This window comes from Roseovarius sp. E0-M6, from assembly GCF_037083845.1.
Classification (GTDB): Bacteria; Pseudomonadota; Alphaproteobacteria; order Rhodobacterales; family Rhodobacteraceae; genus Roseovarius.
Genome location: NZ_JBAPLA010000009.1, coordinates 17,977 through 43,546, shown reverse-complemented (window position 1 = coordinate 43,546; position 25,570 = coordinate 17,977). Strand labels below are relative to the sequence as shown.

The window sequence follows — 25,570 nt, the reverse complement described above, 5'->3', positions numbered from 1 at the left end:
AAATCCGAGCCATAAATATGATGGCGCGGAGTGGACCAATAAAGGGCAGGGCACATGTTGGGCAGGGTGCTCGGTCTGGTGGCCGGGTTGACGGGGGCGGCGGCGTTTTCGCAATTCCCCGAGTATTCGCAGCAATATGTGCAGCGTCTTGGCGGTGCCGTGGACGAGCTTGACCGCTTTGTTGCGGAGTTCGATGCGGACGCGGCCAAGCTGAACCTTAGCCGTGAGGAGGCGTTGACCGATCTGGAACAGGGCGGCGCCATGGGCACGGCACGCGCCGAGACACTGCGCGGAACGCTGATCCGCTTTGACCGCCTGCGAGCCGATCTTGCCACGGTCAGGTCTGCGGGACCGTTTACAAGAGCTTACCACGCCGCGCGGTTCAGTGACCCCGAGATCGCGAGGGCGGCATGGGCCGATTACAAGCCTGCGATGCCGCTGACGTTTGAGGGGGCGGTTTTCGGCGGAACCGGATTTCTTGCCGGGCTTGGTGGGATCGCGGCGGTTTGGGCGCTTGTGCGCCTGATTTTCCTGCGTCGAAAGCCGCGCGCCATAGCGAACAAGGCTTGACCCTGTGAGGCCCACGCAGCAGGTTGCGCGCGAACCGGAATTCGGAAAGTTGACATGGCAGGCACACCGGCCCCCTTCGCCCCGTTCGAGTGGATGATCGCGTGGCGCTATCTTCGCGCCAAGCGTGCCGAAGGCGGCGTAAGCGTCATGACGTGGATCAGCCTTGTGGGCATCACACTGGCAGTGTTCGCGCTGATCGTGACGTTGGCCGTGCGCTCGGGCTTTCGCGCCGAATTCGTGGACACGATCCTGGGTGCGAACGCGCATGTGACCGTCTACAGCGCGGGCCATGCGGACCCGCAGACCGGCCGGATCGACCGGACGCTCGAGAATTACGAGGAAATGGCGGCCCGCATCCGCGAGGTCGACGGTGTGACACGGGTCGCGCCGCTTGTCCGCGGTCAGCTTCTGGCGAATGCGCGCAACCGCAACGCGGGCGTCGAGGTTTTTGGTATCACCGAAGAAAACCTCAAGACGATCCCGCGTATCGCGGACCCCGCCACGGCCACGGGTGATATCGACAATTTCGATCAGGGGATCGCCATCGGAAGCGGCGTGGCCCGCGAGTTGGGTGTCGCGCTTGGCGATACGGTCAAGATCATCCTGCCCGGGGGAGTCAAGACCCCCCTTGGATCGAGTCCGCGGGTCAAGAGTTATGATGTAAGCTATATTTTCTCGGCGGGGCGCTATGACATCGACAAGGTGCGCGTCTACATGCCGTTTGCCGAGGCGCAATCGTTCTTCAACCGCGAGGGGCGGGCGGACGAGCTTGAGGTAATGGTGGCTGAGCCCGATCACGTGGATGCACTGACCGACGAGTTGATTGCCGCTGCGGGAGAGCGCGCTCTTTTGTGGACATGGCGCGATGCGAGCAAGGGGTTTCTTGATGCGCTCGATATCGAGGACCGGGTGATGTTCGTGATCCTGTCGATCCTCGTGCTGATCGCCGCGATGAACATTACCAGCGGCCTGATCATGCTCGTCAAGAACAAGGGGCGCGATATCGGTATCCTGCGCACGATGGGCCTCACTGAAAGCTCGATTCTGCGGATATTCTTCGTGTGTGGCGCGTTCACGGGTATCATCGGGACGGTGGCGGGGGTCATTCTGGGCTGCCTCTTTGCCATCTATATCGATCCGATCTTCGCGCTGGTTAACGGGGCGACCGGAGGTGAGGCTTGGGATCCAGCCATTCGCGGCATCTACTACCTGCCTGCAAGGCTCGAGTTTTGGGATGTGATGTCGGCGGTGGGGCTGTCCCTTGGCCTGAGTTTCATCGTCACGATCTTTCCGGCGCGGCGCGCGGCCCGGATGAACCCGGTTGAGGCGTTGCGCTATGAGTGATGCGGTGCTGACCCTTTCGGGCATTTCCAAGACCTATAACAAGGACCGGGAAAATCAGGTGACGGTGCTTGATGACGCGGGGCTGAGCCTTGGGCGCGGGGAAATCGTGGCCTTGGTCGCACCCTCGGGTGCCGGTAAATCCACGCTGCTGCATATCGCCGGGCTTCTGGACACCGCGGATACGGGCAAGGTCGAGATCGACGGTGTGGACATGACCGGCCTTGGCGATCGACGGCGGACCGTGGCAAGGCGGCGCGAGGTCGGTTTCGTCTATCAGTTTCACCATCTGCTTCCTGAATTCAGCGCTTTGGAAAACGTCGTTCTGCCGCAACTGGCCAATGCCACGCCACGCCGCGAGGCCGAGGCGCGGGCGCGCGAACTTCTGTCGCATGTTGGTATTGAAGACCGCGCCGCGCATCGCCCCTCGGCCATGTCAGGCGGAGAGCAGCAGCGCGTGGCATTCTGTCGGGCCTTGGCCAACGGGCCCAAGCTTCTTCTGGCTGATGAGCCGACGGGAAACCTTGATCCCGCCACATCCGACAGGGTGTTTGACAGGCTTATGGAACTGGTGCGGGAAACCGGGCTTTCGGCGTTGATTGCCACCCATAACCTTGAGCTTGCGGCGCGTATGGACCGCGTTGTGCGGCTTGAGGCAGGGGCTGTTGTGCCCGACTGACATTTATAGGAGAGACATTATGCCCGAAGTATCCCTGTCCGAGATTGAACGTCTGTCGCAAAGGGCGCTTGAGAACCACGGTGCGGCCCCTTGGGTGGCGGCGCATGTGGCCGACACGATTGCCCGTGCCGAGGCGGTGGGGAACCGGATCTGCGGTCTTTACTATCTTGAGAGCTATTGCCTTCAGCTGAACTCTGGCCGGGTCAAGGGCACTGTGGAGCCGGAGGTGTCACGCCCCCGCCCCGGCACCGTCAAAGTCGATGCCAAGTTCGGATTTGCGCAACCTGCCTTTGCCCGGGGGCTTGAGCCCGCGCTTGCGGCCGCGCGGGAGTGCGGCGTGGCAAGCCTTGCCGTGGGGCATGCGCATACCTGCACGTCGCTGGGATATTTCACGCGTCAGATCGCGCAGGCCGGTATGATCGGTTTGGGCATGACCAACGCGTCACCCATCGTGGCCCCGCCCGGCGGCAAGACGCGGGTGATCGGAACGAACCCCTTTGCCTTTTCCGTGCCTGGTGACGACGGCGGCGTGGCGATGCAGTTTGATCAGTCGACCACGACCGTGGCGCTTGGCAAGATCACCATGGCCAAGGCAGCAGGCGAGCGTATTCCCGAAGGCTGGGCGGTTGATGCCGAGGGCAAGCCCACGACCGACCCGGAGGCGGCGCTCAAAGGTTCGCTTGTCAGCATGGGGGGCTACAAGGGATGGGGGCTTGGCCTCATGGTCGAGATTCTGGCGGCAGGCATGACCGGCGGGGTGGTAAGCCGTGATGTGAACCCTTTGAAAGCACCCGAGGGCGCGCCGCACGATCTGGGTCAGTTCTACCTTTTGATTGATCCGTCCACATCAAGCGAATTCGCCGGCCGCCTTGCACAGATCACGGCGGGTGTCGCGCTTGACGAAGGGGCGCGGATGCCTGGACAGGGCAAGGAAGAGCAGGATCCGGTGCAATTGGAAGAGCCCGTTTGGGCGCAGTTGCAGCAGCTTGCGAGTTGACCGCCAACCCACCGTTTTACATGGGTTAATCCTGATTCTTAACGCGCCGAACGGAACGTCGGTATTCACATCGGTATCGCGTCGGTGCGCGGTGTAGTGTCTTTTGCGCAGGTTAACTGACCGTTCGCGAGATCAGACCTGTTGCGTGACAAAAACCCCGGCGGCCATGAGGGCGATGCCCCCCATCCGTGTCATCGATAGCGGGGAGACTTGTGCGCCGAAGAGGCCGAAATGGTCGATGGCCGCAGCACTGATCAATTGTCCCAAAAGAACGAAGAATACCGCATTTCCGACACCGAAATGCGGTGCCACGTAAGTGATCGACAGGACGTAGAAGGCGACGAAGAAACCGGCGAAAAACAGATGCTTGGGCGCCGACGTCACGTTGGCCAATGTCGCGGGATTGCCCAGAACCGTCAGCACGATCATCGTCAGGACGAAAGCGATCACGAAAAGGATGGCCGCGGCGGCGGCGGGAGAGCCGAGCCGCGTGCCCAATGCGGCATTGAGGCCGGCAAGGATCGGGATGCCGATCCCGGCAAGAAGCATGATGAGAGCATAAAGGCTGGTCTGGGGCATGGGTGCCCTCCGTAGTTGTCAGTTTGGCGCGAGAGTTGCATGTAAGTGCGCCGGGCACCAGTGCGGTGAAGGGATGGAATTTGACCCCCGATAGAGGCGCGCTATTCTCTTTTCTCAGGAGGATGGGTTTCATGCGTATGATTTTTGCAGCAGCCACTCTATTGATGAGCGGTCTCGTCCCCGCGGCCCACGCTCAGGAGGATGACATTCAGTCTGTGATCACCGCACAGATCACTGCGTTTCAGGCCGATGATTTCGACCAGGCCTTTACCCATGCCAGCCCGCTGATCCAACGGATTTTCGGCACATCCGAGAAGTTCGGTCAGATGGTGCAGCGCGGCTATCCGATGGTGTGGCGTCCCGACGACGTGCGTTTTCTCGGCGTGGAGCCGAGGGGCGACAGCTTGGTTCAGGACGTCATGATCCGGGATAGGGATGGTCGCCTGCATATCCTGGAATACGATATGATTGAGGGCGATGGCGGTTGGAAAATCAACGGTGTGCGGATGAAACCGGCGCAGGACGGCACCGCCTGATCCGGTCTTGCCGGCCCTTGCGAGCCGCGTGATCGAGGCGACCACCGTCACGGTATGGCCCGAGACCGTTAACCCATGATTGATAATTCCCTTCGTCACCGGGGCCGTAGCCCGGGCTGGCGAAACGAATGCTGTTCCGTGGCGAGGGCACCCTGAGTGGTCCGCGCAGCCGGGGACGCGGAAAGGGAATTGGATGAACAAGGCAATTACCGATGGCGTGGTCTTCATGCCGCCTACCTTCGCAGGCGGCCTCGACGTTTGGTCGAGCGGCGATGGAACGCCGGGATCGGACACGTATCAGGGCGCGACCAATGCGGGCATTGTGGCCGCCGATCAGGATTTTGGCGGCGCGCTCGAGCTTCAGAAAACGCAAACCACGCAACGGCTTCGTTACATGGGTGAAACGCCCATTCTGCCGGGATGTTATTTGCGGGTGGTGGCGCGGGTCAAAGTGATCTCGGGCAACTTTCCCACGGTGCGCATTGCCGCATGGGCGGGCGGAGCCGGTGGGACGCATATTTCGGGCGTGGTCGAACAGGGCCCTGAGACACCCCTTCAAAACTATGGTGAAGTGGTCGAGATCAGCGCCATCGTCGGTGCCGGAAATCGCAGCGGCGTAGACATGGTTTGGGGGCGCAACGCGCTCTATGGCCATTTCGGCATCGACATCACCGGGCCGAATGGCGGCGTCATCCGCGTGGATGATATTCAGATCGAGGATGTCACCTCGGTCTTCTTTGCACAGAGCATGGATTGGGTGGATGTGCGCGATTATGGTGCGATCGGCGATGGTGTGACCGACGATCACGCCGCGTTCGAGGCCGCCGACGCCGCTGCAAACGGGCGTGACGTTCTGGTTCCCGCAGGCGTTTATCGGCTGGCTGATAGCGTCACGTTTCAATCGCGGGTGCGGTTTGAAGGCACGGTCACGATGGACGTGGACAAAATTCTGTCGCTGACGGAAAATTACAACCTAAAGGCCTATATCGATGCGTTCGGAGACGAGGAACTGGCGTTTCGCAAGGCTTTTCAGGCGCTTCTGAACAACTCGGGACACGAGTCGCTTGATCTTTGCGGGCGCTTGGTAACCTTGTCCGAGCCCGTGGACATGCAGGCGGCGGTGCACAATAAGAACAACTATTCGCAGCGCCTGTATATCAAGAATGGTCAGCTTGGCGCGTTCGGAGGCGGCGACTGGGCCACGCAGGTCGAGACGTCACAGGGCACGTATTCGCCCTCGAACAGTCTGAAACTCACCAATGTGAGCAACGTGGCGAATATCCCTATAGGCGCTTTGGTCGAGGGCAATGGCGTTGGCCGGGAGGTGTATGTCGCCGCGGTCGATGTTGGCGCGCAGGAGGTCACCCTTAGCCAGCAGCTTTATGATGCCGCAGGCACGCAGACATTCACCTTCCGGCGCTTCAAATATCTTCTGGATTTCAGCGGGTTTGAGAAGCTTAGCAAATTCGCTCTGGTCAATATCGAGTTTCAATGCTCGGGGGATTGCAGCGGTGTGATGCTGCCGGGCACGGCGACAAGTTTTCAGTTTCGCGACTGCTTTATCTCGCGCCCGCTGGATCGCGGCATCTCGTCGTATTTCAAGGGCGATCAGGGGATGATCGTGGACCGGTGTCAGTTTCTGTCCAATGAAAGCCCGTTGCTCGCGCTGAACCGGTCGTCAATCGCGCTCAATGCCAACGCGAATGACGTGAAATTGCGGGGCAACCGGATCACGCATTTCCGCCACTTCGCCGTTCTTGCCGGGTCGAGCAATATCGTGACGGGCAACCACTGGTTTCAGGGGGATACATCGAATGATTCGGGGCGCACCGCCGGCCTTGTGTTGACGCGGACCAACTCGCGGTCGACGATCACGTCGAACTATATCGACAACTGTTTCATTGAATGGGCGAACGAACATGACAGCGCGCCGGAATTTTCGAGTGAATTCTCGTTCAGTGCGCTCAATATTTCGGGCAACGTGTTCCTTGCCGGTAACGTCGCGCCGTGGTTCAACTTTCTCGTGGTCAAGCCGCATGGCGCGGGGCATTACCTGAACGGTCTCAACGTGACCAACAATTCGTTTCGGATCATTGATGACCCGATCGAGCGTGCGGATTTCGTGGATACCACCTTTGCCGAACTTGACCACAATCGGTTCAGGGGGGTGAATTTCACCGGTAACACCTTCAACAATATCCAGAATCCGGTCGCAAGCCCGCTGAGCATGGAATACGAACAGACGAGCGCCTCGGATGACTGGACGATCAGCCTCACTGACAGGCTTCCGTTCAACGGGTGGCCGCAAACCGTCGAGACGGTGTTGCCAGCAGGGCCGCTTATCTCCGGCGCGGGGGCGGTGGTGTTCGCGTCGCCCTATTATCAGGCCAAGCAAGGGGCCAACCGTGACCGCATTCGCTTGCGTTGGGAAACGGCGGTGCGTGGCACCGTGTCACTGCGGGTCCGGATGGACGACCTTCCGTGACCTTGGTCAGAATTCGCGCCAGAAGCCGATCTTGAAGCCGAAGCTTTCGGCGTTTTGCAGGCCGGCCGTCCCCCCGATTTCGAGGTGGCGGCCGGGCTTTATCTCGTGAACGAAGCTCGGAGCGAATCGGATCCAGGGCGGGCTTTCGAATGTGCCACCTGCCTGAATCTGAAATATGATCTTCGATTTTTCCCACGGCGACACCCCCAGAGTGATGTCCGAGGCAAGCAGGACATCTCCCGTGTCGGGTCTAATCTCGGCGCGGGTGTCGAGCGCAAGCCATCCCGGATTCTGCCAGAGTGTGACACCCCGCCCGATCGAGAGGCCGGGGCGCAGCACGAAGCGGTTGTTCACAGCGCCTGCGCCAAACTCGAAGGCAAGTTTTGTCCTGTCGCCCATCGCATCTATCGGGAGGGTGACGAAAAGGATGGCCTTGTATTGCCCCAGATCGTCATAGCCGGCATCGAGACCAAGGGTGAGGCCGGGGTGAAGCCCGTATTCGGCATAAAGCGAGGATAAGATCATCGGATCGCTCAGGCTTCGTGGCTCTTTCGTGATGGTGGAAAAGGACAGGAAGCCGTCACCTACATCCCGTGGCCACGCCCCGGCCTGAGCATGGCCGGCAAGGCATATCCAAATGAGCAGCAGTCGCAGCATGGCACCGTCCTGCCAGGACTGTCGTTAAAATTGGTAAACGCAAGGTTAAAGGAAGAGGAGTTTGTCCGTGCGCGGCTTGCTGTTAGGCTTGGCGCAAAAGGGAGCCAGACCATGCCAAAGATCACCGCATCTCCGACCCATCAGACGGTCATCACCACGTTCGAGATGACGCCCGGAACCTGTCAGGATCTGCTTGAGGCGCTGACCGATGCCTATAGAAACTTCATCTCCAAGCAGCCGGGCTTTGTCGCTGCGGGGCTTCATGTGAACGATGCCCAGACCCGGATCGCCAATTATTCGCAATGGGAACGTCGCGAGGATTTTCAGGCGATGTTGCGCAGCGACGAAATGCGACGCCGCAATCGCGATATTCACGCGATGTGCCGCAGCTTTGAGCCGGTGATGTATGACGTGGTCGGAACCTTCGACTGACGCGGCGACGGGGAGCCCCGAACGCGCCCGGGCTCAGACGCCGAGGCGGTCGCGCATCGCATACCAGCTCATGGCGAGCACCAGCAGGGGCGACCGCAGGGCCGATCCCCCCGGAAAGCGCGTGACCGGCAGGCGCGACATCGTCTCGAAACCCGATGCTTCACCCCGCACCGCATCGGCCATAAGACGCCCGGCATGGGTTGCCGTGCCGACGCCGTGACCGGAATAGCCAGACGCGCTGAGCATGTTGGGGCCAAGCCGGGCGAGATAGGGCAGGCGCTTCATGGTGATGGCAAGGGTGCCGCCCCACGTGTAGTCGACCTGCACATCGCGCAGATGCGGATAAATCTCCAGCATGGGCTTCATCACCGTCGCCTTGATATCGCGCGGGAACTTGTAGCCATAACTTTCGCCGCCACCGAAAAGCAGGCGCTTATCATGGCTGAGGCGGAAATAGTTCACGACGAATTTCGTGTCGGCCACTGCCACGTCCCGGGTCAGCACGCGGGCCGCGTCATCGCCCAGAGGTTCGGTGGCGAGGATGAAGTTGTTGATCGGCATGACCCGCGCGGCGACGGCGCGGTTCAGACCGCCCAGATACCCGTTGCAGGCTAGGATCACATGATCCGCGCTAACCTGTCCTTGTGCGGTGCGCAGGGTGGCGGGCACGCCTTCGGCAATGTCATGGACCTCGGCGCGCTCATATATCCGCACGCCAGCGTCGCGAGCGGCCCGGGCCAGTCCAAGCGCGAAGCGCAGCGGGTGAAGATGGGCCGCCCCCATGTCGAGCGTGCCGCCGTGATAGGCGGGGGACGGGCAGAGCGCGCGAAAGGTGTCGCGGTCCAGCGTCTCGATCTGGTCATACCCGTAGGCTTCCCGCAGGTGGCGCGCGTCGGTGTGTTCCTCCTCCATTTCGGCGGCGGAGAAGCAGGCATGGGCGACCCCCGGCTTGAGGTGACAGTCGATCTTGTGACGTGACACGAGCGACTTGACGAGGTTCTTGGCATCCTCGGCAAGGGTCCAGTATTTCGCCGCGTCCTCTTTGCCCACCATCTTTTCAAGGCTGTGCTGGTCCTGCCGTTGACCGCTTCCGAGTTGACCGCCATTGCGGCCCGACGCCCCAAAGCCCACGCGCTGCGCCTCGAGCAGCACCACGTCGAGACCGGCCTCGGCCAGGTGCAGCGCCGCCGAAAGCCCGGTGAACCCGGCTCCGACGACACAGACATCGGCGCGCGTTTCGCCGCGCAACACGTCGAAAGGGGCGAGCGCGTCGGCCGTGGCGGCATACCAGCTTTGGGGGTATTCGCCGGGGCGATCATTGGCGTGCAGAAGGTTCATCGGATCAGACGTTCAGCAGCAGATGTTCACGCTCCCACGGTGAAATCACTTGCAGGAATTCATCATATTCCGCCGATTTCACGATAGAGTAGACGCGCGCAAACTCGGGATGCAGGATCTCGTGCAGTTCCGTGGCCTCATCAAAAAGAGCGAGCGCCTCGCCTTGGGTGCGCGGGACGTCACCGCTCCCCTCATAGGCGTCGCCCTTGAATTCCGGCTCGGGTTCGATCTTGTTCTTGAGGCCCAGAAGACCGCAGGCAAGGCTGACGGCGATGCCAAGATAGGGGTTGCAGTCCATCCCGGCGAGACGGTTTTCCACGCGTCGCGCCTTGGGGCCCGAAATCGGGATGCGGATACCGGTCGTGCGGTTGTCCCGCCCCCAAGCGAGGTTGATCGGTGCGGCGTGGTCTTTGACGTAGCGCCGGTAGGAGTTGACATAGGGCGCAATAACGGCGATCGCTGCGGGTAGGTGTCTCTGCATACCGCCGATGAAATGCCGAAAGGCCTCAGTTTCGCCACCGCTCTCGTCCGAGAAGATATTTTGCCCGGTCTTGGCGTCGATGACCGAATGGTGGAGATGCATGGCGCTGCCGGGCTCATCGGCAATGGGCTTGGCCATGAAGGTGGCAAAGGCACCGTGGCGCAATGCGGCTTCGCGGATCAGGCGCTTGAAAAAGAACACCTCGTCGGCAAGAGCCACGGGATCGCCATGGTTCAGGTTAATCTCAAGCTGTCCGGCGCCGCCTTCCTGCGTGATGCCGTCGATCTCAAAGCCCTGCGCCTCGGCAAAGTCGTAGATGTCGTCGATGACCGGGCCGAATTCGTCGACGGCGGTCATCGAATAGGCCTGCCGCGCGGCGGCGGGGCGGCCCGACCGGCCCATCATCGGCTCGATCTCCTTGGCGGGATCGGTGTTGCGCGCGACGATGAAGAATTCCATCTCAGGCGCTGCAATCGGCTCAAGACCCATATCGTGATAGAGCTTGACCACGCGTTTAAGCACGTTGCGCGGGGAATAGGGGATCGGCGCGCCGGTTCCGTCATAGGCGTCATGCATGACCTGAAGGGTCCAGTCGCCGGTCCATGGCGCGGCGGTGGCGGTGGTCATGTCCGGGCGCAGCACCATGTCCTTTTCGATGAACCCGTCTTCTCCAGCGGCCTCACCCCAATCGCCGGTGATGGTCTGATAGAAAATCGAATCCGGCAGGTGGAAATAGTCCTGCTTTGCGAATTTCGATGCTGGCACGGCCTTGCCTCGGGCAATTCCCGGCAGGTCCGAGATGATGCATTCAACCTCGTCGAGCTTGCGCCCTTCAAGATAGATGCGGGCGGCCTCGGGCAGGGCGTCGATCCAGGTGGACATCAGGAACCTCGTTTGAAGAATGCTTCCATGCGATCGGCGAAGCGATCGTTGTCGGAAGGTTGGTCAAGCCGGTCATTGGCCCGCGCCAGAAGCGCGTCAGGCACGACCCCGGCACCGCGGGTGCGGATCAGAAGGTCAATGACTTCGCTGTCGAATTCGGGGTGGGGCTGAATCGTGAGGATACGGTCGCCATACAGCATGGCGGCGTTGGTGCAGAAATCGTTGTGTCCGATGACACGGGCATCCTCGGGAACCTCGACTACCTGATCCTGATGCCAGGCGTTGAGATACCATGTCTCGCCCTCGATCTCGTAGTCGCGGTGTCCGACTGACCAGCCGCCGCCGAATTTCTCGACCTTGCCACCAAGGGCCTGTGCTATGATCTGATGGCCAAAGCACACCCCGATCATCGGGCGCCCATCGGCATAGACATCGCGGATGAACCGTTCCAGTGGCGGGATCCACGGGTGATCTTCATAGGCGCCATGCTTGGACCCGGTAATGAGCCAGCCATCCGCCGCGTCGATGCCTGCGGGGAAAGTGCCGTCAACCACCGGATATGTCGCGAAGTCGAACCCGCGCCCCGCCAGAAGCTTGACGAACATACGGTCGATATCGCCTTGGGCCGCGATCATCTCGGGCGTGCCATGGCCGGTTTGGAGGATTCCGATTTTCACGTCTGCACCTTAATTTGATCAAATTCAGTCTATCCGCACCAAGAGGCGGGCGCAAGCGGGCCGTGACGCGCCGCTCCGGCACCGTAGCGCGGGGGCTCAGGCCGTGTCGAGATAGGTTTTCCAGTGGGCCTCGGTCGGGATGCCGTCCATCAGCGCCAGCTCTTGGCGTTTGCAGCGCAGGAGACAATCCCGCAGCAGCGGCGGAAAGATGGATGCCATGACCGGGCAGGTTTCGAACGCGGTGATGGCGGTGGCCCAATCCGGCGCGAGTTGCGGGCAATCCTGTTCATAGGCGTTGCCGTCTATGGCGGCGGGCGGCGTGAGCCCTTCCTCGATCCCGTAAAGCGCGGCCCCGAGAATGGCCGCGATGGTCAGATAGGGATTGGTATCTCCCCCCGCCACGCGATGCTCAAGGCGCCGCGTTTCAGGCCCGCCGCGTGGAATGCGCAGCGCCGCAGTGCGATTGTCGTGGCCCCAGCAGACGGCGGTGGGCGCATGCGCACCCGGCACCAGCCGCGCATAGGAATTGGCATGGGGCGCAAAGATGAGCGTGGCGCCGACCATCCCCTCAAGCGTGCCCGCGATCGCGGCGTCAAGCCGCGCCTGACCGCCCTCCGAGCGTTCATCGAGCATATTGTTGCCTGCGTCGTCCCAGATCGAGAAATGCACATGCATGCCGTTGCCTGCATCATCGGCAAAGGGTTTGGCCATGAATGTCGCGGCCATGCCATGTTGGCGCGCGGTTCCGCGAATAAGTTCCTTGAAAAGCCATGTATCGTCGGCGGCGCGTAGCGCATCTTGGTGGTGCAGGGTGATCTCGAATTGGCCGATGCCCGATTCGGAGGTGATCGTCTGGGCCGGAATGCTCATCGCCTCGGCGCCCGCGTAAAGGTCGCTGAGAAACGCGTCGAACGCGTCCATGTGGCCGAGCGCGAGGATCTCGGGCATCCTGACCGGCTGACCGTTGAGGGGGTTTCGGACGACATCCAGCGCCTCGCCCGTATCGTCCACCAGAGTGAACTCAAGCTCGGTCGCGGCCTGAACCGTCCAGCCCTTGTCGCTGAAACGGTCGAGCACCTTGCGCAAGGCGCGGCGCGGATCGGCGGTGAATGCCTCGCTTTTGCTGCACCTCAGTTCCATCGGATAAAGCGGCTGTTCCTCTGTCAACCAAGGCAGCGGGACCGGGCCACGCCCGGTGGGCATGAGCACGCCATCGGCATCGCCGGTTTCAAAGACCAGCGGACTTTTTTCGATATCGCCGCCTGTCACGTCCACGTTGATCACCGACAGGGGCAGTTGAATCGCCCCTTTGCCGAGCTTGGACGCATAGGAGGCCGGCACGCGCTTGCCGCGCATCACGCCGTTGAGGTCGCTCACCGCGACACGCACTGTAAGGGGATCGTTGGACATGGCCGACCCGTTCATTCGATGAATTTGCGCGACCCTAGGCCGGGATTCGCGGCAAGGCAACATAATTTGATCAAAAAATTGCCCGGCGCCGTGCGATCCTCAGCGAAACAGGTTGATCCCAGGCTTCATCTTGCGCCGTGCTTCCTGTGGAAGGTGACGGTTGAGCCTGCGGTTGAAGAAGCCGAAGACACCGATAACCGCAAGCGTGAGAAGGATGAAGTATCCCGCCAGAATCGGATAAGGGACAAACGGGTTGAAAGTCTTGTCCGCGAAATAGTTCGCATAATACAGCGCGTCACCGCGTTGTTGCCATGTCGGAAAACCCGAGAAGAAGACAAGCGCCGTGGCATGGAAGAGAAAGATCGCCTCGTTTGTGTAGGCAGGCCAGGCCAGACGCATCATCGTCGGCCAGATGATCCGGCGAAAGCGCGGCCAGCCAAAGAAGCCATAGGCATCCGCCGCCTCGACATCGCCCTTGGGAATCGAGCGTAGCGCGCCATAGAAGATTTCCCCGGAATAAGCCGAGGTGTTGAGGAAGAGCACGACCAGAGCACCAAGCCACGCGGCGGTGAAGGGTTCGAAGATCGGAAAGGATTGCTTGAGCGTCAGGAAAAAGAAATAGCCGAAGAAGAACTGAATAAAGAGCGGTGAGCCGCGAAACACGAAGATGAACCACTCGGCGGGCTTGCGGACCAGCGGGTTGCGCGCGCCCTTGGCCACAGCCAGCGCATTGGCAAAGAAGAACCCCGAGATAAGCGCCAGAACGCCGAAATAGACGTTCCAGATCATCCCCGATCCGATCAGGGTGAAATGCTCACACAGCGTATAACCCTCACGCGGGAGCAGGCGTTCGCCATAGCCCAAGGAGCGGAAGGCGTAGTCCTGAACGGTCTGCCAACAACTCATGCCGCTTTCCTCTGCGCTTCGCCGCCTGTCGTGGCCTGTCCATGGGTGAGCCGCTGCATCAGGCGTTCGAGGTAGATCTCGGAGATGCGGGTGAGGCCGAGATAGAAGACCATGAGGGCGAGGAAATACCACATCCGCCAGTCGCCGTGCGGGTAGTCGGTAAAGCGGGGGTTGGCAGTGCCGCCCAATTCGCGCGCCCAGTAGACGATATCCTCGATCCCCAGCAGGAACAGGAGCGGTGTGGCCTTGGTCAGCACCATCCAGAGGTTGCTGAGCCCCGGCAGCGCGTAGACCCACATCTGCGGCACGAGGATGCGCCAGAAGGTCTGACGCCGCGAGAAGCCATAGGCGGCGGCGGTTTCAAGCTGGGCATGCGGGACGGCGCGCATGGCGCCATAGAGGACGTTGGCGGCGAAGGCCCCGAAAACGATGGCGAAGGTCAGAACGGCGAGGAAGAAGCCGTAGGTTTCGTGTATCCATTGCGGATCGTTGCCCAAGGGCAGCTTGGCTGCCCGACAGACGACAAAATCATTGCCCTGCCATATCGGTTGATCCCAGTCGGGGCATTTGATCTTGTGGCGGATCGCCTCGAAAAGCTGATCGAGGGCGATCACGAAGAAGAGAAAGAACGCGATATCGGGCACGCCGCGCACGATGGCGATATAACCCTTGCCGAACCAGCTGAGCGGTGTAAAGCGCGAGCGCGCCGCCATTGCCCCGCCGAAGCCGAAGGCCAGCGCCGTGGGCGCGGTGATCGCCAGCAAGAGCAGAACGGTGCCGGTGGCGATATAGAGATTGGCGTGCTTGCCCGTGGTGAGGTAGCACGACAGCCATTTCAGGCCCTCAAGACTCGATGGATCGGCGCAGAAGGAAAAAATGGCGGCCTCCCTCGGGCGGAGAGGCCCCCGCGCAGGGCGCGCGGGGGCGAGATTGGATCACTCGAAGGTCGAGGAGACTTCCCATTTCTTGATCATTTCGTTGAGCGAGCCGTCATCCTTCATCGACTGAATCGCCGCGTCGAAGGTCTCGCGCAGCTCGGTGTCGGATTCGCGCACGCCCATGCCGACGCCGCCGCCAAGGGCCACGTCTTCACCCACGAACATCAGGTCGGGGTCTTCCTCGGCTATGGGCGCGAGGTAGGATTTGTCGGCCAGCACCGCATCCGCCTCACCGTTGCGGACGGCGGCGATGGTTTCCTCGGGTGTGGCGAATTCGACCAGTGTGGCACCGGATTCGGCGACATAGCCCGCCTGAATGGTGCCGGTCTGGGCCGCGATCACGCCGCCGGTCACGTCCACGCCCTCGGACATGGCAAGATAGGCCGAGGGATCGGGGGGCGTGTAGTTCTGGGTGAAGTCGATCACCTGATCGCGCTCGTCGGTGATCGACATGCCGGCGATGATGGCGTCATAGTTGCCCGAGACGAGGTTGGGGATGATGCTGTCCCAATCGTTCGTCACCCATTCGCAGTTAAGCTCGGCGCGCTCGCAGAGCTCGTCGCCAAGCTCGCGCTCGAAGCCGTCGACCTCGCCCGCGTCATTGATGAAGTTCCACGGGGGGTAGGCGCCCTCGGTGCCGAGCCGGACAACGTCCTGCGCCATGGCCATACCCGCCATCATGGCGAAGGCGGCGGTGGAAAGCATGAGTTTTTTCATGAGTGGTTTCTCCCTTTGGTTGGTTGACTTTAGGCGGCCATGGTGGAGCTGAGAAAGCCCTGTAGCCGCTCAGATTTCGGTGCGCCGAAGAGCGCGTCGGGCGCGCCTTCTTCCTCGATCAGGCCCTGATGGAGGAAAATGACGTGATCGCTCACGTCGCGGGCCATGCTCATGTCGTGGGTGACGATCATCATGGTGCGGCCTTCATTGGCCAGATCCTTGATGACGCGGATCACCTCTTGTTCAAGCTCAGGGTCTAGGGCCGAGGTGGGCTCGTCGAAGAGAAGCGCCTCGGGCTCCATGCAGAGGGCACGGGCGATGGCGGCGCGCTGTTGCTGGCCGCCCGAAAGCTGCGCCGGGTAGACATCGCATTTGTCGCCGATGCCCACCTTGTCGAGATAGCCGCGCGCGGCCTCTTCGGCCTCGGCGCGGGGGCGGCCCAGCACGGTGACCGGGGCCTCCATCACGTTTTGCAGAATGGTCATATGCGCCCAGAGGTTGAACTGCTGAAACACCATGGAAAGGTTGGTGCGGATGCGCAGAACCTGTTGCCCGTCGGCCGGGTGACGATTGAGCCCCTCACCACGCCATTTGACCGGTTCGCCCTTGAAAATGATCTCGCCCTGCTGGCTGTCTTCAAGCAGGTTGGCGCAGCGCAGGATGGTAGATTTTCCCGACCCGGACGAGCCGATGAGCGAAACGACGTCACCCTTATGTGCGGTGATGTCCACGCCCTTGATCACCTCGAGCGCGCCATAGGCTTTGTGGAGGTCCTTGATTTCAATGACGGGTGTTGCGTCTGTCAAAGGCTGTCCAGTTCACTCGTGTAGGCCAATCCGACACACACTAGGGCTGAAATTTTGTCACAATGCAACTTGCAAAAGGGATGAATCAGGAGATTCGCCGCCGTATTGACGTATGGGAACCCCGGAACGGAACCTATGCGCCTTTTGGTCCGGCAGGTGCGTCCGGGGTCGGCACGGCCAGATAGTCTTCGGGTGGTATGGCCACCAGCCCCCTGAGGCCGAGGCTCTGGCGCAGATCGGGGGGCAGGGCGGCAATCGCGTCGGTGATGGCGTTGAACGTGGCGTCCCGGTCGGCCCCCATGGCCGCGATATAGGGCAGGCCGGGCGTCGGCTCGGTGCGCGACAATTCCCGAAGCTTGCCCGTGAAGTCGCCATACGCCAGCATCAGGTGCCATGTCATCGCGTCGATGGCCGCCAGATCGGCCTGCCCTTCGGCGACGGCAACGGCGGAGCGGGCATGGCCGCCTGTTTGCAGGGCCGGGTTGAGGCTGAGATTTTGGGCCGCGGCATGGGTCGCGGGCGCGGCCCAGCCACTTTGTGACATGGGTTCGTTATAGGCGAAGGGCGCACCCGCAAAATCGGCCAGCGTTTCGCGCGGATCATCGTCGCGCACCACCAGAACGCTGTTGTAGTGACCGGGCGGACAGCCGGGCAGGCCGTAATCCGGCGTCCCGATCAGGGTCACGCGATCATGCAGGCGTGCGCGGTAGGGAAAGCCGCAGGTCTGGGACAGGACGAGATCGGGCGAAAGCCACTGATCCCAAAGATCGCCTTCGCGGCTCAGTGCATCCGGGGCTTGATCAAGTCTCGCGGCAATCTCGCTCCAGAACCTGTCAGTCGCGTCGACCGTTTCGGGCCGGTCATACATCGGCAGGCTGGCAATCACGTGCCGGCGTCCTCGACGCGTTTGCGGGCGATGTGGCTGTCGCGGTCGTTGATGCCAAGCAGGCTGGCGACAAGCCGCAGAAGCGCGTTTTCCTCATCGTCACGCACGCCATCGGCCAGAACCACCTTCCACAAGGCTTCGATCACCGCGATGCGATCATCGTAGGGCACGGCGTCCTTGATGGCGCGGGTGAAGCGGACGGTATCCGGTGCCTCGGCCTCAAGCGCCTCGGCATCGGTCTTGAGACTGTCGGCCTCGGGTTCCGAAAGGTCATATCGCGTGGCGAGGATGCGCCCGATGCGGTGCGATTCGGTGGCGTCATAGTCGCCGTCGGTTCGCGCCACACGCACCAGCAGCGCACCAAGCGCAAGCCGCGCATCGGTGTCCGAAAGCGGTTCGGGTTCGGGCGATGTCAGGGCATCGACAAGACGGGCAAAAATCATGCGTCAGCCCCCACAACCCGCGCCCGAGCGTCGGCGCATTCCGCATCCGTCAGGCCAAGCGCCTCACGCGATCGCAGCACGATGTCCATTTCCACATCGCTGGGCACGCCATCGGCAAGCATCACGCGCCAAAGGGCCTCATGCGCCTCGATCCGGTGCTCGTTGTCCACGTGCCGCCGGATGATGTCGCCGAATTCATCGGTCGGCGGCGCGTTGGCCTCGACCTTCTCGCAGGTGGCGCGCAGCTTGGCCGCTTGCACGGGGTTCAGATCGAAGATGCGACCCAGAAGGGAATCAATCGCGCTGATCTCTTCGAACTTGTAGTCCTTGTCCGATTTGGCCACCCGCACCATCAGCGCGCCGAGCGCGATCTTCTCGTCGGGCTCGGGCGGGGCGGCGTCATGCGCGGCGGTCTGAAATGAAAACAATCTGGACAGCATGGACCGAGATTAGGGGCGCCTGCGGGGCGGCACAAGAGGCGGTCACGGGTTTTTCACGTGACGCGAAAGTAAAGCCGCAGGACGGCCACATTTGTTCCAAAGAAAACACCACTTCCGAGGGCATGTTCGAGGGTGTTGGGATGTTTGCATGCAAGGTCACAGGAGATCTTATGACTGCTATGGATTGGACGTCGGGCGATGCGGGAACGCATCTTGCAAGGGTGCGCAGGCTGACGGAACGCGGGATCGTCGAGGCCGCGCGCAACTATGACTGGGATAAATACCCGGAAACTGTGCTGGGCTGGATCATGGCGCAGAAATGTGTGGATCTCGATACGGCGCTCGCGGCGTTCTACGGGGGCTGCCCGGAAAGATTCAATTACCTGCACAAGCGTGAGGTACCCCCTGAGTTTCAAAGCACCTGCCGGGTGCTGGATAATATTTGCCTGCGGGTCAATAGCGGCTTTTACCTGCTGCGTGAGGACCGGACGCCAGTTGCGGCGGAGCGGCTTGAGAAATGGCTGGCCGTGCAGAAAATCGACCGCCGCGAAAACAGTTCCGGTCGGTGGGTTCTCGACGAGGCGATTGTGTCGAACCTGCTTGTGGCCGCGGCGCCAAAGGTTGATCCCGATCCGACCGGATCACTTCCGAAGCCACCGCGACGCGCGCCCGGTCCGCTCGCGCGGCTTGCGGGGGTTTTGCGTCCGGGGCGGGCGCGCTGACCCCGGACGCCGCGATCAATTTCCCGGCGGCACCAGCTTGCCGGGGTTCATGATTCCGTCGGGATCGAGCGCGCGTTTGATCTGCCCCATCATGTCCCAGCCGCCGCCGTGCTCGCGTGCCATATAGCGCATTTTTCCCATGCCGATGCCGTGTTCGCCCGTAGCCGTGCCGCCCATGTCGAGCGTGCGCTCGACCAACCGGTGCGCGGCCTCATGGGCGCGTGTCACGGCCCCGGTGTCATTTTCGTCGAACAAAAGGACGGCATGGAAGTTCCCGTCGCCCACATGGCCGAGAATCGGCCCTGTAAGGTTGTGATGGGCGAAATCCTCCTGCGTGGCCTTGATCGTTTCGGCAAGCCGCGAGATGGGCACGCAGGCGTCGGTGACAAGGGATCGTGTGCCGGGCCGGCTCGCCAATATCGCATAAAAGGCGTTGTGCCGCATGGCCCATAGGGCGCTTCGATCCTCGGGGCGGGTGGCCCATTCGAAATCACGTCCGCCGTGACCTGCCGCGACCTCACCGAACGTCTCGGAGGTTTCGCGCACACCCGCCTCGGTGCCATGGAACTCCAACAGTAGGTGTGGCACCTCGGGCATGTCCGATCCGGCATAGGCGTTCACCGCCGCGACACTGGCCCGGTCCAAAAGCTCGATCCGCGCCATGGGCAGCCCGAGCTGGATGGCGTCATTGGTGGCGGCGACCGCACCGGCCACGTCATCGAAGGCACAGACCGCGGCGGCGATCGCCTCGGGCTGACCGTGCAGGCGCAGCGTCAGTTCGGTGATCAGCCCCAGCGTGCCTTCGGACCCGACGAAAAGCGCGGTGAGATCATAGCCTGAACTGGACTTGCGCGCACGGGTGCCGGTGCGGATCACCTCGCCCGTGGCGGTCACGACCTCAAGCCCGAGAACATGATCACGCATCGTGCCATAACGCACTGCCGTCGTGCCGCTGGCGCGCGTGGCGGCCATGCCACCCAATGAGGCGTTGGCGCCGGGATCGACAGGGAAAAAGAGCCCGGTGGCGCGCAGCTCGGTGTTGAGCGCCTCGCGGGTGACACCGGGCTGAACGCGGACGTCCATATCGTCGGCACGGATGTCGAGAATGCGGTTCATATCGCGGAAATCCACGGTCACGCCCCCGCGCGCCGCCAACGCGTGCCCCTCGAGCGAGGTGCCGGTGCCCCAGCCGATCACCGGACAGCGATGCGCGGCGCAGATGCGTATCACCTCGGCGACCTGTGCGGTGCAGTCTGGGTAAACCACCGCATCGGGAGGCATCGGCGCGAAATGTGTCTCGCTCGCGCCGTGCATCTCGAGATCGGACTTGGACCGCGATACACGTTGCCCTAAAGATGAGGTCAAAGCCTCGATAGCCTCATTGGTGCCCATGTCGCCCTCATATGTCTTCTTTCCGTTCAACCTAGGCCAATCGGCTTGGACGGGAAAGGACGGGAAGAGGGGCAGGGATGGCTGACCCGTCCGCTCATCCGGTGCGGGCCGCATGGCATGGCGCACGCGCGCAGTTGCGCCGTGGGTGGCATATCCTTCTGACGCGCGGACCCAGCAAGTTCCAGTTCTGGCTGATCGCTTTGCTGATCGGTATCGCTGCGGGCTTTGCCGCGCTGCTGTTTCGCAAGGGAATCGAGGCGCTTGAGCGGCTGGCCTATGGAACCAAGGATCCCACACGGTTGCACACACATATCATCGATCTTGAGTGGTACTGGATCATCCTCGCCCCGACATTGGGGGGGCTCTTGGTGGGACTGGTTCTCAACCGGTATACCTCTGACGGGCGGGCCCGGTCGGTCTCTGACGTGATCGAGGGGGCCGCGCTGCGTGATGGCCGTGTCGAGCGGCGCGCCGGCTTTGCCTCGGCGATCGCGGCGATGATCACGCTGGGCACGGGCGGATCGTCGGGGCGCGAAGGGCCGGTGGTGCATATCGCGGGGCTTATCTCGGGGTGGGTCAGCCGACGCATCAATGCCGACGGCATCACCGGACGCGACCTTTTGGGATGTGCTGTCGCGGCGGCGGTTTCGGCTTCGTTTAACGCGCCCATCGCAGGCGCGCTCTTCGCGCTCGAGGTCATTTTGCGCCATTTCGCTGTGCATGCTTTCGCGCCCATCGTGATCGCGAGCGTGGCGGGCACGGTGATCAACCGGCTGGAATTCGGGGATGTCACCGAATTCGTCCTGCCAACGGCAACGGTGCTTGAGTTTTATGCCGAACTGCCCGCGTTTCTTTTGCTGGGGCTGGTCTGCGGCGTGGTGGCGACGGTGCTCATGCGGTCGATCTTTTTCGCCGAGGACATGGGGGACTGGATACAGAACCGGCTGCACCTGCCGCGATGGCTCAGGCCCGCGATCGCGGGGGTTGCCTTGGGTGTCATGGCCTTGGGATTTCCCCACATCATCGGTGTGGGCTATGAGACGACCTCGGCGGCGTTGACCGGCAAGCTGGTGCTGCACGAAGCGATCGTGTTCGCAATGCTCAAGGTGGCTGCCGTGTCGGTGACGTTGGGTGGGCGTATGGGCGGCGGGGTCTTTTCACCGTCGCTGATGCTCGGGGCGTTGACCGGGCTCGCCTTCGGTCTGATCGCGACGGCGATCTTTCCAGAGGTGTCGGGGGCGCACACGCTTTATGCGCTGGCCGGTATGGGGGCGGTCGCGGCGGCGGTTCTCGGCGCACCCATTTCAACCACGCTTATCGTCTTTGAGCTGACCGGGGATTGGCAGACGGGGCTTGCGGTCATGGTCGCGGTCTCGACCTCGACCGCGCTGGCATCGCGGATGGTGAAGCGGTCATTCTTCCTGACCCAGCTTGCCCGGCGGGGAGTGCATCTCGCGGCGGGGCCGCATGCCTATCTGCTGTCGATCCAGTCGGTCAAAAGCCTGATGCGGACGCCCCAGCACCCCAAGGCCGCGCCCGAAGACGCGTGCTGGAAGCTGATCGAGGATGGTGTTTATGTCGATGTGGGGGCGACGCTTGAGGCTGCGATGCCGATCTTTGACCGGGCGGGCGTGCTTTATGTGCCGGTCGTGTCGCTGGCTGGTGACGGGGCCGCGCCCGAGCTTCGCGGGGCCCTTTTCCATGTGGACGCGCTCAAGGCGCATAACCGGGCCTTGGCCGCGGTGTCCGAGGAGGAGCACAGCTGAGAGCGGCGGAGAGGGGCCAGCCCCTCAGATTGAATTTTCAGGGAAAATTCAATCTTCACCCCGGGATATTTCAAGCAAGAAGAAGCCCGCCCGCGCCGCGGAAAGGCTGTGTTCCATGCGGCTTCAGGGCTCAGACCTGTTCGACGACAACATCGTCGCCGGGGTGAAAGGCGAGGTAATCCTTGATCCGTTTGACGTCGTCTTTCGGGTCCTCATAGCTCCACGCAGCGTTTTCGAGTGTCTGGCTTTTGGTGACAATGGAATAGTAGCTGGCGGTGCCCTTCTCGGGGCATTGGGTGCTGTGGGCGGTCGCGTCGAGGAAGGCCATCGCGATGTCTTTGCGGGGGAAGTAGATGACCGGCGGATAGGGTGACTCGGTCAGTTCGAGCGCGTCAGCGGTTTCCCCCAGCACGGCACCGCCCGCGCGCACGACCCATTTTCCCGGTGCTTTGCGTATCGTGATTTGTGACATTTCCTATCTCCCTTGGATGACCTCAGTGCCGGTCTCGGTCTGTCATTGTCCGGCCGGTCCGGTCTCAGACCGGCGCGGTCGCTTTTTCCAACCATAGCCGCCCCGCGTCGCCAAGCCGAGGGGCAATTTTGGCGCGGCAGGTGGCGTGATACTCGTTCAGCCAGCGGCGCTCGTCCTCGGTGAGCATATCAGACATCACGAGACGGGTGTTGATGGGCACGAAATTAAGCGTTTCAAAACAAAGCTTGCCGGCCATATCGCCGCCGGGCAGGGGCGCCGCGTCATGGACCACAAGCAGGTTTTCGATGCGGATGCCGAAGGCGCCTTCGCGGTAGTAGCCGGGTTCGTTCGACAGGATCATGCCGGGGCGCAACGGGACTTCGGATATCCGGGCCAGACGCTGTGGGCCCTCGTGGACGCAGAGATTGACGCCGACCCCGTGACCGGTGCCATGGGCATAGTCCTGATCGGCCAGCCAGAGCGGATAGCGTGCAAGCACGTCAAGGTCGCGCCCCGCAAGGCCCGCGGGCCACCGCACCCGGCTCATGGCGATCATGCCTTGCAAAACACGGGTAAAGGCCGTGCGCTCGGCATCGCCGGGGGGACCGACGGGCAGGGTGCGGGTGATGTCGGTGGTTCCGTCGAGATACTGCCCCCCGCCATCCAGCACCAGAAGGTCACCGGACGTGAGGCGCCGGTTGCTGGACGTCGAGACCCGGTAATGCGCGAGGGCGCCGTTCGGCCCGGACCCCGCGATCGTATCGAAACTTATATCGAGCAGCACGCCGGTGGCACGACGGCAGTCCTCAAGTTTTCGCACCACGTCGATTTCCGTAATGCTTCCATGAGGTTGATCGTCGAACCACGTGAGGAATTCGCAAACTGCCGCCCCGTCGCGAAGATGGGCTTCGCGGGTGGCGTCGATCTCGGCCGGGGTTTTGCAGGCCTTGGGCAGGATACACGGATCATCGCCCCAGTGCCGGATCACGCCGCCCTGATCAAGCTCGTGCATGACCCAGAGCGGCACGCTCTTGTGATCAAGGCGAACCGGCCCGCCGAGACTGTGAAGAGCGGGGCCAAAGGCCGAAGGGGGACGCAGGACCACATCCCCGCCAAGATGCGTGCGCACATGATCATCAAGCTTGTCCGGGTCCACAAAAAGCGTAACCTTTCCCGTGGCATGCAGGATTGCGAACGCGTGCGGCACCGGATTCCGCGGGATGTCGGAGCCACGAATATTGAGCAGCCAAGCGATGGAATCGGGCAGCGTGATGACTGCGGCGGCTTGGGCGCTGGCGGTGAGTTCGGCGGCGAGGGTGGCGCGTTTCTGGGCGTGGGTCAGACCGGCCAGCGCCTCGGGGTAGGGGCGGATCGCGCCTTTGGGCGGGTCGGGCCTGTCGGGCCAGATGCGGTCGACGAGGTTGGTGCAGGGAATGAGGCTGATGCCGCTATCCTTGAGCCCGGCCTCCATCGCGTCGATCTGTTCGGGGGTGTAAAGCCAAGGATCAAAGCCCACCCCGCCACCATCAGGCAGGTTGGCGCGGAGCCAGTCGGCGGGTTTCATTTCGGGCCAGTTCACCGGCGTGAAATGGTTCGTATCGACTTGGGCCTTGACCTGAACCCGGTAGCGGCCATCCACGAAAACGCCGGCCAAATCATTGAGAACAATGCAGAACCCGGCCGATCCGGTGAACCCGGTCAACCACGCCAGCCGTTCGTCGCCGGGTGCCACATACTCCCCCTGATGGGCATCCGCGCGCGGCACGAGATAGCCGTCAAGCCGTTCGGAGGCCATCGCCGCGCGCAGCTGTGCAAGACGCGGCGGGCCCTGATCGGGCGAGGCGGTTTCGGTGAAGGTCTGGAACATGCGGCGCCCCTTGGTGATGGATCGGGCAGAGACTGGCATGTCCGCGCGGGGCAGGGAAGCCCCGTTTTCCGCGAGGTGACGCGCATCCGGGCCAAAGGCGCGGCGAATCGTGGTTAACGCACTGAAATTGCGCAAAACCTCGTGTCGGTATCCACGTCGGCATTCACGTCGGTATCACGTCGGTGCGTTTGAGCGGTGCCCCCCGCCGTTAACGCACCGCCCGGTGGGGTTGGGGCGTCTCCGTGAAAATTTGGCGCGGATTTTCATGGGGCGATCAGGCAGGTCATATGGCCCGCCCCCCAATGATCGCCGCCACGTGGTCAGGGGGTGCAGATCACTTGTGTTTTCCACGCGCTGCATGCCGTCGAGAGGTTCGCCGGAAGCGCCTTGTTCGTAAAGACGACATCCACATCAGCGAGGGACGCAATCCGCGCCGGCGCGCTGCGGGCAAACTTGGTGTGATCGGCAACAAGAAACGTTCGGCGCGACTGATGCAAGATCGTCTGGCTGACGCTGACCTCCTGAATGTCGAAATCGAGCAGGTCGCCTTCGTGATCGAGGGCAGAGCAGCCGATCACCGCAATATCGAATTTGAACTGACGGATCGTTCCCGCGGCGAGAGTGCCGACCAAGCCCCCGTCGGCGCGGCGCAATTGACCACCGGTCACGATGATCTCGCACTCGTGGTTTGCCGCGAGGATATTGGCCACATTCATGTTGTTGGTGACGACCATCAGGTCTTCGTGGTGAAGAAGTTCCTGTGCGACGGCCTCGGTTGTGGTTCCGATATTGAGGAAAACGGATATCCCGTTGGGAATTTCCGCGGCACATGCTCGGGCGATCGCGCGTTTGGCATCCTCGTTGAAGGCGCGACGCTCTTCATAGCCGATATTGCTTGTGCCGGAGGGCAGGATCGCGCCGCCATGCACCCGCTCGAGCCGTCCGGCTTCGGCCAGGTCGGTCAGGTCGCGGCGGATCGTTTGCAGGGTGACGCCAAAATGCGCGGCCAGCCCCTCAACCGTGACTTTGCCGTCCTTGCGGGCGATCTCCAATATTTCGGGATGCCGGAACGTTTGTGACAAGTTCGATGTCCTTTCGGTTTCTCCGCGTTTTTGTGTCTTTGGGCGTTTTGCAGAAAATAATCGGCATGT

General features: G+C 62.1%; 26 protein-coding genes. 9 read left to right on the top strand and 17 right to left on the bottom strand.

Annotated elements, in window-relative coordinates; translation table 11 throughout:
• Nucleotides 1–54: 54 nt before the first annotated feature.
• The 4 genes from V8359_RS17600 to V8359_RS17585 are packed head-to-tail and all read left to right on the top strand — an operon-like array spanning nt 55 to nt 3,587.
• Nucleotides 55–570 (top strand): DUF2937 family protein, encoded by a 516-nt coding sequence (locus V8359_RS17600; protein WP_336430416.1) that lies wholly within the window; start codon nt 55–57, stop codon nt 568–570.
• A gap of 54 nt (nt 571–624) precedes the next feature.
• On the top strand, nt 625–1,914 hold the full coding sequence (locus V8359_RS17595; protein ID WP_336430415.1) for a lipoprotein-releasing ABC transporter permease subunit: 1,290 nt from the start codon (nt 625–627) through the stop codon (nt 1,912–1,914).
• Entirely contained in the window at nt 1,907–2,590 is a 684-nt protein-coding gene (locus V8359_RS17590; protein ID WP_336430414.1) for an ABC transporter ATP-binding protein, read from the top strand. Before V8359_RS17595 ends, V8359_RS17590 begins: the two co-directional genes overlap by 8 nt.
• Before the next feature lie 19 nt (nt 2,591–2,609).
• On the top strand, nt 2,610–3,587 hold the full coding sequence (locus V8359_RS17585) for an Ldh family oxidoreductase (protein WP_336430412.1): 978 nt from the start codon (nt 2,610–2,612) through the stop codon (nt 3,585–3,587).
• 132 nt (nt 3,588–3,719) lie between these two features.
• Here the strand turns inward: V8359_RS17585 and V8359_RS17580 are convergent, their stop codons facing one another.
• On the bottom strand, nt 3,720–4,166 hold the full coding sequence (locus V8359_RS17580; protein WP_336430411.1) for a DMT family transporter: 447 nt from the start codon (nt 4,164–4,166) through the stop codon (nt 3,720–3,722).
• Nucleotides 4,167–4,297: 131 nt separating this feature from the next.
• Here V8359_RS17580 and V8359_RS17575 point away from each other — a divergent pair, with 131 nt between their 5' ends.
• Both V8359_RS17575 and V8359_RS17570 read left to right on the top strand, forming a co-directional pair.
• The gene (locus V8359_RS17575) at nt 4,298–4,702 is read left to right on the top strand and encodes a DUF4864 domain-containing protein (RefSeq protein ID WP_336430410.1); all 405 of its coding nucleotides are present in this window, start codon (nt 4,298–4,300) and stop codon (nt 4,700–4,702) included.
• Between the two features lie 193 nt (nt 4,703–4,895).
• Nucleotides 4,896–7,187, top strand: a complete 2,292-nt coding sequence (locus tag V8359_RS17570) for a glycosyl hydrolase family 28-related protein (RefSeq protein ID WP_336430409.1) — start codon at nt 4,896–4,898, stop codon at nt 7,185–7,187.
• A 6-nt stretch (nt 7,188–7,193) separates the two neighbouring features.
• Here the strand turns inward: V8359_RS17570 and V8359_RS17565 are convergent, their stop codons facing one another.
• Complete coding sequence (locus tag V8359_RS17565; protein WP_336430407.1) at nt 7,194–7,844, bottom strand: hypothetical protein; 651 nt, start codon at nt 7,842–7,844, stop codon at nt 7,194–7,196.
• Between the two features lie 111 nt (nt 7,845–7,955).
• On the opposite strand from V8359_RS17565, the gene V8359_RS17560 reads away from it, so the two are divergent.
• A complete protein-coding gene (locus V8359_RS17560; protein WP_336430406.1) occupies nt 7,956–8,276 on the top strand; it encodes an antibiotic biosynthesis monooxygenase family protein in 321 nt (106 codons plus the stop codon).
• A 33-nt stretch (nt 8,277–8,309) separates the two neighbouring features.
• Here the strand turns inward: V8359_RS17560 and V8359_RS17555 are convergent, their stop codons facing one another.
• The 11 genes from V8359_RS17555 to V8359_RS17505 form a co-directional block, all read right to left on the bottom strand.
• Complete coding sequence (locus V8359_RS17555) at nt 8,310–9,614, bottom strand: NAD(P)/FAD-dependent oxidoreductase (protein WP_336430405.1); 1,305 nt, start codon at nt 9,612–9,614, stop codon at nt 8,310–8,312.
• Nucleotides 9,615–9,618: 4 nt separating this feature from the next.
• Entirely contained in the window at nt 9,619–10,977 is a 1,359-nt protein-coding gene (locus V8359_RS17550) for a glutamine synthetase family protein (RefSeq protein ID WP_336430404.1), read from the bottom strand.
• Entirely contained in the window at nt 10,977–11,654 is a 678-nt protein-coding gene (locus tag V8359_RS17545) for a type 1 glutamine amidotransferase (RefSeq protein ID WP_336430403.1), read from the bottom strand. Before V8359_RS17545 ends, V8359_RS17550 begins: the two co-directional genes overlap by 1 nt.
• Before the next feature lie 96 nt (nt 11,655–11,750).
• Nucleotides 11,751–13,064: a glutamine synthetase family protein gene (locus V8359_RS17540; protein WP_336430402.1), complete on the bottom strand. Its 1,314-nt coding sequence runs from the start codon at nt 13,062–13,064 to the stop codon at nt 11,751–11,753.
• 99 nt (nt 13,065–13,163) lie between these two features.
• Nucleotides 13,164–13,970, bottom strand: a complete 807-nt coding sequence (locus V8359_RS17535) for an ABC transporter permease (protein WP_336430401.1) — start codon at nt 13,968–13,970, stop codon at nt 13,164–13,166.
• Nucleotides 13,967–14,848: an ABC transporter permease gene (locus V8359_RS17530; RefSeq protein WP_336430496.1), complete on the bottom strand. Its 882-nt coding sequence runs from the start codon at nt 14,846–14,848 to the stop codon at nt 13,967–13,969. Before V8359_RS17530 ends, V8359_RS17535 begins: the two co-directional genes overlap by 4 nt.
• A 57-nt stretch (nt 14,849–14,905) precedes the next feature.
• On the bottom strand, nt 14,906–15,625 hold the full coding sequence (locus V8359_RS17525) for a transporter substrate-binding domain-containing protein (protein ID WP_336430400.1): 720 nt from the start codon (nt 15,623–15,625) through the stop codon (nt 14,906–14,908).
• Nucleotides 15,626–15,654: 29 nt separating this feature from the next.
• Nucleotides 15,655–16,431 carry an ABC transporter ATP-binding protein gene (locus tag V8359_RS17520; RefSeq protein WP_336430399.1) on the bottom strand — a complete coding sequence of 259 codons (777 nt, stop codon included), beginning with the start codon at nt 16,429–16,431 and terminating at the stop codon, nt 15,655–15,657.
• Between the two features lie 133 nt (nt 16,432–16,564).
• A complete protein-coding gene (locus tag V8359_RS17515; protein ID WP_336430398.1) occupies nt 16,565–17,317 on the bottom strand; it encodes a phosphate/phosphite/phosphonate ABC transporter substrate-binding protein in 753 nt (250 codons plus the stop codon).
• The gene (locus V8359_RS17510; RefSeq protein ID WP_336430495.1) at nt 17,314–17,757 is read right to left on the bottom strand and encodes a tellurite resistance TerB family protein; all 444 of its coding nucleotides are present in this window, start codon (nt 17,755–17,757) and stop codon (nt 17,314–17,316) included. The genes V8359_RS17515 and V8359_RS17510 overlap by 4 nt, the downstream gene beginning before the upstream one ends.
• Nucleotides 17,757–18,200: a tellurite resistance TerB family protein gene (locus V8359_RS17505; RefSeq protein ID WP_336430397.1), complete on the bottom strand. Its 444-nt coding sequence runs from the start codon at nt 18,198–18,200 to the stop codon at nt 17,757–17,759. The genes V8359_RS17510 and V8359_RS17505 overlap by 1 nt, the downstream gene beginning before the upstream one ends.
• Nucleotides 18,201–18,370: 170 nt before the next feature.
• Here V8359_RS17505 and V8359_RS17500 point away from each other — a divergent pair, with 170 nt between their 5' ends.
• Nucleotides 18,371–18,922, top strand: a complete 552-nt coding sequence (locus tag V8359_RS17500) for a hypothetical protein (RefSeq protein WP_336430396.1) — start codon at nt 18,371–18,373, stop codon at nt 18,920–18,922.
• A 15-nt stretch (nt 18,923–18,937) separates the two neighbouring features.
• On the opposite strand, the gene V8359_RS17495 is transcribed toward V8359_RS17500, so the two are convergent.
• Nucleotides 18,938–20,314, bottom strand: coding sequence for an FAD-binding oxidoreductase (locus tag V8359_RS17495; RefSeq protein ID WP_336430395.1), 1,377 nt, complete (start codon nt 20,312–20,314; stop codon nt 18,938–18,940).
• Nucleotides 20,315–20,391: 77 nt separating this feature from the next.
• Between V8359_RS17495 and V8359_RS17490 the strand changes: the two genes are divergently transcribed.
• Nucleotides 20,392–22,080, top strand: a complete 1,689-nt coding sequence (locus tag V8359_RS17490) for a chloride channel protein (protein ID WP_336430394.1) — start codon at nt 20,392–20,394, stop codon at nt 22,078–22,080.
• A gap of 130 nt (nt 22,081–22,210) precedes the next feature.
• On the opposite strand, the gene V8359_RS17485 is transcribed toward V8359_RS17490, so the two are convergent.
• From V8359_RS17485 to V8359_RS17475, 3 genes are all read right to left on the bottom strand, one after another.
• A complete protein-coding gene (locus tag V8359_RS17485) occupies nt 22,211–22,552 on the bottom strand; it encodes a DUF427 domain-containing protein (protein ID WP_336430393.1) in 342 nt (113 codons plus the stop codon).
• A 64-nt stretch (nt 22,553–22,616) separates the two neighbouring features.
• Nucleotides 22,617–24,419 carry an aminopeptidase P family protein gene (locus tag V8359_RS17480; RefSeq protein ID WP_336430392.1) on the bottom strand — a complete coding sequence of 601 codons (1,803 nt, stop codon included), beginning with the start codon at nt 24,417–24,419 and terminating at the stop codon, nt 22,617–22,619.
• Between the two features lie 320 nt (nt 24,420–24,739).
• On the bottom strand, nt 24,740–25,501 hold the full coding sequence (locus V8359_RS17475; protein WP_336430391.1) for a DeoR/GlpR family DNA-binding transcription regulator: 762 nt from the start codon (nt 25,499–25,501) through the stop codon (nt 24,740–24,742).
• Nucleotides 25,502–25,570: the final 69 nt, after the last annotated feature.